Consider the following 13,053-nt stretch of genomic DNA (forward strand, 5'->3'; position numbering starts at 1 on the left):
TATTACCACCTCTTTGCTGGCTGTACTGAGCTCCGGTGCAAAAAACTGATACTCAGTAAGGACTGGGCCGTGCAGCAAGGATCGCCCTTGTGCATCAGGCAGACGCCAGGGGCGTCAGCCGGAGGCACATGCAAGGGGCGTCAGCCGGGGGCTGCAGCCCTTAGGCCGCTGGCCGCTCAGGCGTAGCCGGTCCTGGGATGGCATGGGCCATGGCCGGGCACGGAGCCCTTCTGTCAGGACATTATGGCTTTGTCCTGCTGCAATGTGACAGAAAAACAGTCCATTTTTTCACATGCAAAACACGATCCGCCAATGGAATGACGCCTGACTGCCCATGCATCAGAAGGCCAGCGGCGGCCGTGCAGCACAGCTGCCGGACGTGGCGGCCAGCCGCTGCCCGCAGCTGTGCTGCGGGCTGGGGCTGGTTAGTAGTCGTAGCGGGCGTTGGCCTCGACTGCCAGATCCTTTGTGGAGTCAGAGGTTCTGTATGCCACGCCGGCACCGGCTGCAAAGCGGCCGTTGCGGACGGTGACGCCAGCCTTGATGCCTGCGGTGTAGTCATCAACAATCTGGGAGTCGAGGCTGGTGGTCATGTTGTTAACACCCTGCCACTTGACGTCGTTCTTGCTGGACTTGTCACCGACATTGGCTGTCATGGTCAGATCAAGAGATGGCTTGATGTTCCAGGTACCATGCTTGATGTTGCGCGATACGGTTACACCAACAGGTATGGAGACCATATTGGCAGTGTCACCGGTTGAGCGGGCAATGGTAGAGCCATTGATGGAGACATCATGATCCGAGGTGCTGACATGAGTCAGGCGGATACCGGCATGAGGAGTAACCTCAACAGGACCTGCCTGCATCTTCTGACGGGCGGTAACACCGGCGGTGATAACCTTGCTGCTCACCGATGCCTTTGCCTCTCCCACAGCTGTCTGAGTGGAGAGATCGTTACTGGTCTGGGTATAGGCCATATCAGCAAGCACGGAGATCGGACCTCTGGTGTAACGGCCGTAGGCAGCAGCACCAATGTACTTGCCTTCGTTCTTCACACCCGATACCAGTCCCTTTGAATCACCGTCAACAGTACCGGCACTGATAGCTGCACCGACCTCGACATTAGGGTGGACGCGTACATCCAGACCTGCTGTCATGCCGGCAAGCTTAATATCATTGCCATAGCTCTTGTTGTCAGCAGTCAGGCCGTCGCTGTCAACCTTTCTGTAGGTTGGAGTCATCCAGGTTGATCCCTTGCTGTAGGCCTGCTTCTCATTACGCTTGTCGTTCATCCATGGCACAGCCTGAACCGGCTTTGAGGTGTAACGATCATCTACGGAAGCTGTAGTCATGCCTGAACGGGCAGCAATGGCATCAGTAGTAACCTCAGAGGCGGTCAGAGCACTGCGGGCAGTACCACCAAGGCTGGACATACGGGCTACAGCCTCAGCATCACGGCCGGAATTGGTAGCTGTAACAATGTAGTTGAGCAGCGGGTTGTTGGCCTTATGGTAAACGCTGTAGGAGCTGTCAGGATTCTTGACCGGAACAAAGTTGGTAGCGGTCAGTACATTGCCGCTGCCATCAGTAAACTGCTGATTGTCAGGATTGTAGGTCACGCCTGAGGCTACATCACCATGCAGTGGTGGACGGTTTGGATTGTTGTCAAAGCCGCCATACTGGGCCAGAGAGTCACGTACCGGCTGAGAAACATCGTTAAAGCTCTTGTCAGCCACGGTCTGATTGACGGTAAGGAAGAGATCATCAACCTGACCTGGACCAAAGCCCTCAGGAGCCTCAAACAGTCCGTTTACAGACTCGGCATCCATTGGCTTGCCATCTTCGGTAATGAGTTCAATCTTGCCATTGGTATCACGGAATACCTTGATTGGGGCATTAGGATTGATGGTGGTACCGGCAATGAGCAGCTTGGAGCCCTTCTTTGCGTACATGCTGGCATCGGGCTTCTTAAAGGTGATGGCAGCTGAGTCAGTACCCTGTACGGCATCGTTATGCAGTACCAGAGCTGAATTGTTGTCCACATAAATATCGTTGGCAGCAATCAGGCCCTTGTACTGGGCATCAGCAGCATGGTACTCGTCATAGCCACGGGTGGCATCGACCACAATCTTGCTGCCTGAGGCCAGGGTAACTGGACGGCCTACGTAGGCTACAGAGCCAATGGCATCTGGAGAGGATGCCGGATCCTGCAGCGAGCCGTTCTTGAAATAAGGTGCCAGAGCGGTCTGAATTTCATTAACGGCGCCGTCAACATCCTTAGCTGATGTGCCCATGGCGATTACAGCATTCTTAAGGGCTACCACTGTACCGTTGAGCTCACCTGCACGGGTAACTGCTGCGGCAGCAGCCAGCTTGGCTGGTGCACCTGTCTCAGGGCTGGTGCCAGGGGTGCCTCCGGCACCTGGAGTGGTGCCGGCGTCAGGGCCGGTGCCGTTGCCGGCATCAGGGCCGGTGCCGGTGCCTGGGCCGGTGCCGCCCTCAGGGGCATGTGGCAGGGACGGATCTGTGCCCATGTTGTTCATGGCAACAATAGTGGCCTTCTCGCCATACTCAGGGTCAGCCACGATAGTGCCGCCATTGAGATTGGCGTAGCCTGCAAGCAGGTGGGCAGTGCCGCCCTTGCCATCAGATCCAGCGCGGACTTCCACGCCCTGAGCCAGATCCAGCTGACCTGCAGTGGTATTGCCTTTGGCAAGGTGGACGCCACGGGTAAACTCGACTGAGCCAAATTCATTATTGCCGCTGAGAATGGCCTGGTTGCCAAAGCGGGCCTTGCCCTTGACCTTCATGTCGCCGCTGTACTCGGTAAGCAGAGTATCGACATTGCCGGTAATGTCCAGCTCCTGAGCCTCAATTGAGGCGCCGGTGGAGCCAGGGTTTTCAGGGGTGCCTGGAGTTGCGCCTGGTACTGTGCCGGTCAGGTTCTGAGCCTTGAAGGTACCGGCCACTACAATCTTGCCGTTGGCACGGACAAACTCAATATCATTGATATTGCCACCAACCTCAAGGGTAGAGCCACGGACCACATCAAGCTGAGTGCTCTTTTCCAGATCCTTGCCTACCTTGAGAGTGCCGGCAGTGACCTGGACCTTGTTCATGCCGGTCACATTGTTTCCGGCAGTTACAGTGCCGCCGCCGTTGACGGACAGGACTTCACCATTCTGGATGTTCTGAGCAATATCAGCAGTACCACCGAGGTAGACATTCTTGACGCCGTCAATGTTCTGGGCAGTAAGGGTGGTACCTGAGGTCATGTTGAGCTCGCTGCCGCTGGCAATGCTGCCGGAGACATTGAGCGCACCACTGTCAGCCAGTACCTTGTCAAAATTAAAGACGCTTCCGCCCACCTCAGTTTTGGTATTGGAGGTCATTAACTTGCGGACATTATCGATATCGCCGCTGACCTTGATGGTGCTGTCCTGAGCTACCAGAGTATCGCTGTTGGCAATACCGCCGGCACCAACAGTGGAACCGGAGCCAATCTCAATGGTTTCACTGCCGTCAATCTTGCCTGCAATATCAGTGGAGCTGTTCATCACCACGATCTGCTTGACCTGGTTTACTCCGCCTGTAGAGGCCAGCTTGCTGCCTGAGGTCAGCTGCATGATGTCGGCATTGGCGATATCGCCGCCGGCATTGACAGTGCTGCCCTGCATCAGGACCTTCTTGACCTCATTGATGCCGCCACCGGCTGTGAGCTCACTGTTTAACAGCTGCAGGTTTTCAGAGCCGCTGATCACGCCGCCAATGTTGCCTGTGGACTTGTTAAAGGCGATATTTTTGACATTATCAATGCCACCAGTGGTGGTCAGGCTGGAATTGTCAATTGCAGTGAGCTTGTCAGCATTGGTGATGCTGCCGCCTACAGTAGCAGTAGTGCCGCCAAGTCCAAGATCCTTTACCTTGTCGATATTGCCACTGACATTGACTGTGCTGTTAAGAGCCACCATCTTGTCAGAGGTACTGATATCGCCGCCAATATTGGCAGTGGAGTCACTGATACCAATATCCTTGATGCTGGACAGACCGCCACCAGTAGTAGTGATGGTGCTGCCTGATACGGCAGTCAGGCTCTCAGAGCCCTTAATGCCCTTACCGGCATTAAGAGCGGAGGCTGAGGCAATGATCTTCTTGACCTCGTTGATGGCATCAGCTGTGGTCAGCTCACTGCCAGAGGCCAGAGTCAGGCTGTCAGAGTTATTAATTCCACCGCCAATAGTGGCCTTGGAATCCATAAGAGTAATGTTCTTGACCTGCTCAAGACCGCCATTAGTGGTATTAAGCTCGCTCTTGCCGGTGACAATGACGGTCTCAGCACCATTGATGGCACCACCGATATTGGCAGTGGAGCCGGCCATGAGTACTTCCTTAACCCTGTCGATACCGCCCTGAGTCTTGAGATCAGAGCCTCCGGTCAGAGCAATGGTGTCAGTACCGCTGATACCACCGCCAATGCTGGCCTTGGAATCATGAACAGTAACCTTCTGAACATCATTAAGGGCACCAGAGGTATTAAGCTCACTCTTTGAGACCAGAGCCAGACTGGTGGTGCCGTTGATGCCACCGCCAATGGTTGCTTTGGAAGCAGAGAGGGTGATGTCCTTAATCTGATCAAGAGAGCCGCTTGCTGAAAGCTCACTGCCCTTGACCATGGTCAGGCTGTCGCCACTGGTAACAGCGCCGTCGATAACAGCTTTGGAGGCTGCAAGGGTAATTTCCTTGATGCTCTGCAGACCTGAACCTGAGGTAGTAAGGTTACTGCCCTCAACGAGCTGGAGCTTGTCAGTATTGGCAATGCCACCCTTGAGGTTGATATCGGAGCTGTGAGCAATGATCTGCTTGACCTTGTCAAGACCGCTCTGTACAGACAGGGAGCCGCTGACAGAACTGATATTGTCAGTACCGGTAATGCTGCCGCCTATGGTGACATCGCCTGAAGAAATGGCAATATCCTTGACGTTCTCCAGATTTCCGGCCACATTCAGCTTATTAGCTGCCTCGAGCTTGTCGATATTGGTCAGGTTCTTACCAATGGTGGTCTCACCTGTTACCGAGACGCGATCGACATTGTCGATACCCTCAGCAATGCTGGTCAGAGCATCAATAAAGACATTGGTATAGTCACCCTGACCCTGAATCTTGTTGATATTGGTTACAGTGGAGCTGTTACCGCCAATGACAACATTGGTCTTGTCGCTCTCCTTACCGGCCTTGAGAATGATGTCCTTGAGGTTACCGCCATTATTAAAGGCAAAGGAGGCACCGGAGTCGAGGGTCACGTCAATAAGGGCATCATTATTGGTAGTGTCGACTACAAAATTGCCATTGTTCTTTGCGGCATTGTTTAAAGAGCCGTTACCGAGCAGTACGTCATTACCGTCCACACGCATTGAGCCTACGTGGGCTACGACCTTCTCGCCGTCCTTGATATTTACCAGACGGGCTTCATCAAGCTTGTCGATCTTGACGCCGTCAAGGCCCATGGAAGAAATGAATACCTTGAGCTTCTGCCAGTCAACATCACCATTAGGCAGGAAGACATCTTCAAGACCGTCGAGCAGGGCATCACCAATATCGATATTGCCATCAGGAACACCATCAGGATTCTTGAGGAACTCTTCCTTTAACTTCTTGATGTCTTCCTTGGTCAGAAAGGTCTTGTTGTCAAAATTGAACTTGATGGTGGCGCCATCACTGAGGGTAATGTTATTAGTGTACTTGTCCTTTGGATCAATAGGACCGCCATTGCTGCCCTCAGGGTGCTCATTACCGTTGTTACCGCTGATGTCATGCTTGAACACCAGATCACGCAGAGCCTCAATGCCCAGCTCCAGTTTGGCAGTGGCACCGCTGATATTGATGTCACCACCGGTAGTGGTAAAGCCATAATCGAGCTTGTCACCGGCAGCAGTACCCAGAGGAGCCTTACCGGCTGTCATCTTGCTTTCAATGATATTGAGGACACCATCTGACATGGCGAAATCTTTAACAGTCAGATCGCCATTTTTGATAATACTGCCGTCAGGTCCCTTGAGGTTACCAATATTGATGGTACCACCAGCCATATTGAGACGATCGGCAGTCATGCTGCCAGAGGTATTGAGCTCACCTGCTGTAATACCGACATCACCGGCAGCCAGCTGACCATTGACGGACATGGAGCCGCCATTGATTTCAAGAGGACCAACAGTGGCTGCACCACTGACAGTAAGCGACCCCTTGCTGACCTCAAGATTGCCTGTGATCAGGCCATTACCGGCAGAAACATCAGCGCCGTTGATATGCATAGTACCGGCAGTCAATGCACCGCCGGCAGTAATCTTTCCGCCATCGAGCTGAGCATTACCCTGGATATCAAGACGGTTGCCAATATTTGCAGTACCGCCAGTTGCTTTGAGATTGCCACCAACATTGGCTGAGCCGCTGACATTGAAATTACCGCCTGCCAGAGTGGTATTGCCAATGGAGCTGAAATCACCGGCGCTAAGAGAGCCGCCATTGAGATCAAGGCTGCCTGCGCTGACTGTACCCTTTGAGGTTAAGTCGCCATTGTCTATAACCAGCTCCTGGCCTACAGCAAGGCCACGGTCAAAGGAAGCAGTGCCGCCCTTCATGTTGAACTTGCCTTCAACCAGACCGTTGCCACTGACCTGAACTTCGGAGGTGCCGCTGACAATCATATTCTGGGCAGCATGCAGATTACCGCCAGCGCCTAACTTTGAGTCATAGACCTCAATGTAGCCATCAGATGACAGATTGCCATTGCTGGTAATCTCACCCTTATTAACATAGATTTCCTGAGCGGCAAGGTTGCCACCGGCACTTACAGTGCCGCTGTCTTCAACATGGAGCTCGCCACTGGCGGTAAAAGCACCGCTGGTAGTAATGGAGCCACCGGAAACATTGACGTTGTTGCCGTTGAAGACGCCACCTGCTGTTACTGTGCCCTTGTTGATATCAACATTGTTGACAGTAATATCGCTCTTGCCATTGAGACTGCCACCGGACATGGTGAGATTACCGCCGCTGAATCTGCCACCTGCGGTTACAGTTCCCTCAGTCATGTTGACATTATCAACAGTCATGTCGCCACTGCTGGAGAGCTCACCGCCGGACATGGTGAGATCGCCACCAGAATAGGTGCCACCAGCAGTGACAGTACCGCTGGTAATGATGACATTGTCAACAGTCATGTCAGAGCCTGTAGTAAGACTGCCACCTGACATGGTGATGTCATCACCCTGGTACTTGCCACCTGCAGTAACAGTACCTCCTGACATGGTAACAGCACCAACAGTAAAGTCGCCGCTTCCGGCAATGGTGCCTCCCGACATGGTGATATTGCCGCCAATGACATTACCACCTGCGTTGACCTTGCCTGCAGTTATCTGCATGGTGCCATACTGGAAATTCTTACCGGCGTTGACGGTGCCATTGTTCAGGCTGACATGATCACCGGTAATAAAATCACCGGAGGCAGTGACAGTAACCTTGCCAATGCTGGAGTCACCACTGACCTTGATATCCTTGCCTGCTGTTAGAACACCGGCACGGGCATCGAGATTCTTGCCCACAATCAGACTGCCACCATATTTGGCAGCACCGCCTTCCATGATGTAATCGCCTAAGGCTACACCGTCGCCGCTGACTCTTACCAGAGCCTTGCCACTTACCTTGTAATCATCAAGAGCAACAGAATTGCCTTTAACATTGATTTCACCGCCACGGAAATCAAAGTTATTGGCAGTCAGGTTCTTATTGACAGTTACACCACCACTGGTGACGGTCATGTCGCCACTGACGGTCATGTCACCGGCGCCGCCAATGGCGCCGTTATCCATGGTGTAATCGCCGGAAACATCAATGGTTCCAGCGCTTAACACGCCACCGGTCTGATTAACATCACCCTGACCCAGGAAAGTGCCAGCTGCAGTTACAGAGCCGGAAGAAAGATTCATGTTCTTAAGGACAGTGACATTCTTTCTGCCAGTAAGATGGGTACCGCCAGCATTGAGCTCGTCTTCAAATACGGCATCACCTGAGACGTTGATCAGGCCACCATTGAGATTTGAGGCTCCAGGACCACGGGCGGTGAGATTCTTGCCGGCATTGATGGTGCCGCCGGTCATATTGACAGTACCGGCAGTGATATCAGAACTGGTGTCAATGGTGCCATTGGCCATGGCCAGGTCATCAAAGTGCATATCGCCGGAGGCCTTGACCTTGCCGCCCTTCATATCGAGCTTGTCAAAATCAACAGAGCTCTGATCATGCACAATGATCTGGGAACCATCAGCCAGAGTTACAGTGGCAGCCTCAAGTGCAGGAACACCATTGCCGTATACAGGCGCAGCAGTTTCTCCGGTCCCCAGTGCGGAGCCGACTTCAATTAAACCGTTTTGTGAAGCGTCTATATCCTTTGCAGACCACTTGCCATACTTGACCTTTAAGGCAGCCAGCTTGTCAGGGTTAATACCATCGAGCTTGATGTCAATCTGGACATTGCCGGTATCAGCAGACTTATCAGTCAGAGTACCAGCAGCACCTGCGGCAGTAAGATCGCCAAAGCGATCGGTCTCACGCTTGGCATAGCCAAGCTCAAGCTCTGCAGTTGAGGCGTCCTTACCCACATTGATCTGGCTGACACCGCCATCAGAGCTCAGTCTGTTACCCACAACCATACGGCCACTGGTAAGAGCAAACTCACCGTTGGACTGCTTTTGAGCATCAATGGTCATACCCTCACGGGCAATGAAGCTGTTACCCTCGCCAGGATTGAGCTCAGCTCCCTTGAGATGCATGTTAACTGCCTGCACAGTATTTCCTGTGCCGGAGATACCTACCTCGTCAGTGTTGAGCTGATCAGCACCGGAAACCTGCTTGAAGATCTCAGTAGAGATGCCAGTGCTCTTACCTCTGTCCAGGGCATTAAGCTCACCTTCGATAACCATGCTGGCATTGCCGCCCAGATGCACGGCTGCACCAATGGCAGTGTTGCCTTTGCGCTTGTTCTGAGTATCAAGCAGCTCACGGGCATTATCAGTGCTGAGCTTGAGAGATCCGTCCTGAATGTCAAAGGTGGCCTTGTTCTTAGGCTTGCTATTACCGGCAATAGTGAGCTTTCCGGAAGTCAGGTCGAGCACAGCCTGGCCCTTGATGGTCTTGCCACCACTGCCGTTAGCATCAGCACCTACAGTCTGCTCACCTGTACCCTTGATGGAAATACTGGTTGGGGCCTTACTGGTAATATGCAGGCCACCCACAGCCTTCCACTGAGCGTCTACACCACTGGTGCGCTCACGCATGTTGTAGGTGTCATTCAGTTCCTGACCACCCACATTCATGCTGCCTTCATTGAGGGTTACCTTGCCTTTGGTGGTCAGTGTTCCGGCTGCCACATCAAGACGGCCGCCCTTATCGATGGAAACAGCTGAGTTGAATGCGGTCTGACCTGCCTGATAGTACCTTGGACCATTGGCATCGTCAGGATGAGCCTGCATTTGGCTGTTAACAATGCGGATATCGTTCTTGAGGTTAAAGGTCTGCTTCCAGCCGCCATTGGCCTCAAGCTGCAGATTTTTGGTTACAGCCTTGCGGAACTTGTAATCGATATTATTTGCACCGCTCTCCTTGAGTTTGAGAGTGTCGGCACGCAGATCAAGACTGTTGGCTGTTGACCAGCCGGCTGAAGCACCGGCTCCGGTCTTCAGCGCGCGATCAATCTTAAGATTATCAGCAGCAACAGTACCGCCGTCATGGACCTGTATCTGCCCCATGAAGCGCTTGTCATTGAAATCGAAATTATTCAGATGAATATCAGAGCCATTGGCATTGGCCATCTCCAGCACGCCATCTTTTCTGATTTCGATAGTGCCGTGATGATTACCGTTTTTGGCATTGACGAATTCGTTAACATGACCCCAGGAAGCCTTTAAGCGTCCTTCCTGATCCTCGTCGCCACCGCCAATGGTCAGAAGAGCATTCTGTTCATGATTATTGGAAATTTTGGCATTTGCACCCAGCTCGAGAGTGCCATTATGGATTTCGACACGGCCGGTGTCAGCCTGAGCAGGTGCGCCCTTGATCTCAAGGGTGCCTGAATTGAGTTTGAGGTGGGAATCGCTGCCTGGAATGGTACCAAGGGCCTTGTCAAAGTCAAATACGGCAGTGCTCCTGCCACCTGTCTTGATGGTGGTGTTTTCAAGCACACCGGTGGCCTTGATGGTACCGTTGTTATAAAAGCCCGGCTGGCCTGAATTTTCGGCAAAGCTGATGGTGCCGCCATTGCCAGTAATCTGTCCCTGGAGAACGGCATGCTCGGCTTTCTGGCCGTTGAGGAGAATACGGCCGCCAGACTGCAGGTTGATAACCGAGGCCTTTTTGCCATTACCCTCAGTACGGCCCAGAGCAGCAACGGAGCCGTTGTCACCCATGCCCGCTACATGGATGATGGCCTCACGGGCTGGATCACCGCTGCCCACAGTGATGTTATCGGCGCTTACCTGGGTGTTTCCTGCCATATGGAAACCAGAGCGCACACGCATCTCGCCTTCCTGAATATCAATCGAGCCGAGATCCATCTTGAATTCGTAATTGCCCTGTGGCTCGCCAACAGCCACAACAGCTCCCTTGCCATTGACAGACAGAGAACCGTTGCCATTGATGTCAGCACCTTCAACATTGCTGATAATCTTATGAGGGTCGCCCTTTACTGAGCTGTTTACAGTCAGATTACCCTGCCAGTTGAGGTCCTTATTGACACGCAGGTCCTTTGAACCGGCTGTGTCATCCAGGGTGTAGTCACCAGCAGTACCGAGCTGCTCGAGGTTGTCGAGTTTTGTGGCTGCCTCAGCAGATGAGGTATAGACGGATGCCAGCGCAGCCGTGCTGAGAAGTGCGGTCGAAGCCAGACCTTTCAAATAGGCGTCCTTAAGTACAGCACGGTATTGTGCTGCCAGGAATGTGATAGTGGAGTTTGTTTGCTTCATGGTTATTTCTCAACACGACTTCCTGCCTGCAGGAGGGCAGACCATCAGGCCTCAGGCCGGGCAAGGTGCCTTGAGGGCTGGAGACAGCCTGAAGCTGTCAGGTCCGTCATCTGCAGATGGCGGGTACAGGGGTCAATATCTAATCTGATTTGACAGGGACAAGCTGCCGTGACAGTAGGGAGTAAAGCGTTTACTCCTGTAGTCGGTAAATCGCGCTCATGGGCTGTCCCCATGACTGTCAGCGGCATGCCACCGTGATACTGGGGAGTAAAGGTTTACTCCTGTAGTCGGTAAATCGCGCTCATGGGGCTGTCCCCATGACTGTCAGCGGCATGCCGCCGCTGCACAGGCCGTTAAGGCATCGATATTTACCTGGATATTCAGGACTATATGGCAGGTATTCCTGAATATCTCCCTGGCAGGACTGCACATACTTGCGCAAAGAGCTGAACGTGACTGAGCATGACAGGCAAGTCCGGGCCTGCTGCTAAGCTGCAGGACACCTGAAGATGACCTCCAGCTTCATGGCTACAGTTGCAGCTGCAGCTGGGACTGCAGTGCCGCACAGAAGCATGAGCCCCATTTGGTATGCAGTCCTGATTTGCCGCCGGGCAGGCTGACAAATCTCTCCTTGAAAATCAGAATTGTTTAATTTGCGGTCTGAACCAGCTCAGGCTGCATCAGACTGCACTGTATTCTGTCCGGTTAAGGCGCTGCTGTATGGCCGACACATAGTGCTGCTGTATGACCGGCATGTCAGCGCTGCTGTATGGCCGGCATGTCAGGCGGACAGGCCTTTGAGCAGATGCTGTCATCACGTATGACGGCGGGCAACAGAACACAGTTCTGGTAATAATCTATTATCGGTCGTATAAGGACAAACTTTGGACATTTCTCATTGAAATGTGAGCCAGAACGGCCTGCGGACGCCATTTGCTTCATCATCCGTCAATAACATGGCACCTTAGATTTATGGATTTAAAAACAACTCCATAAATTTAAATGCATCATGCATTTTGCACTGCGGATATGACGCATATGTCCGAACTGTTCCGCGCTGCGCTGTCCTGATTTCAGCATATGCTGATAGACGCACCATTAGTGACCAGAATTTCTTACACATCACAAAGACCTCAAAAGAAATCGACCGGCACGTTTAACTGTCATCATGCCTGGTTCGGCTCATCTATGAGGCATCTGCAATGGCCTATTTATCACTTATGGCAACAATCGCTAACAGAAAATTAGCACCTTGAAAAAGGCACCATTCTATTACATGCAAAACATGAGCCCCAATGAAAAAGCCCGTAATTTCGCCCCTTAACAAACACTATATCAGTATCTATCTGTGCCTCCAGAAGCACAAAAACCCCACCCTCAAGCCAGCAACTACCCAAACAAATCCACCCTCTCAAATACAGTCTGTCCTGTCATACCTTACTCCCGCAGAGAGCACTATGGACGGTAGAGCTACTACCCTCCCTAAGAACAGCCCAGCATGAACGCAACTGCAGCACATGCAGAGAACGCGGCTCACCATGCTCTGCCTGCCTGTGCCGATAATCCGGCTCACCATGCTCTGCCAGCCCGTGCAGGGAACGAGGCTAACCATGCGCTGCCTGCATGCGCAGCCGGTGTGGGGCCCCGTGTCGAACTCACAGGCACACTCCGGGCTATAGAGCCATCGCTGTAAAGTTCCCATCCAAAGGATAAGACAGGTGGCGGCCAACGGTAATTTCCCCTCTCAAAGGCAACTCAGGGTTCAGCACCTGCACTGCTGCTCTCATGCACGCTCTTACCCCAGACCTTGCTTCAATGCCTCAATTACACCATTGATTCTGGCATGCAAGCTAACAGTTGCTCCCATGTAAAAAGGTCTATACGACATACCTGGCAGCGCAGACGGCTGCTGCCGTTATGCTCTGAGTGCTGCACTGTACGCTTGCCAGTACGTGCATAAACGCTCCCAATCCCCCTGCATCAGTCAAATCGACTTTAATTGATATGTATAGAGCTAAAAAAGGCGGGGAGCCCCCGCCGTGAA

Annotated in this window: 1 protein-coding gene; it reads right to left on the bottom strand. The window is 52.8% G+C overall.

What is annotated here, in order from left to right:
* Positions 1 to 425: 425 nt before the first annotated feature.
* Positions 426 to 11,009: a hypothetical protein gene (locus MXE41_RS02800; protein WP_247099279.1), complete on the bottom strand. Its 10,584-nt coding sequence runs from the start codon at positions 11,007 to 11,009 to the stop codon at positions 426 to 428.
* Positions 11,010 to 13,053: the final 2,044 nt, after the last annotated feature.

It is taken from the genome of Anaerobiospirillum sp. NML120449 (assembly GCF_023051105.1).
GTDB lineage: Bacteria > Pseudomonadota > Gammaproteobacteria > Enterobacterales > Succinivibrionaceae > Anaerobiospirillum.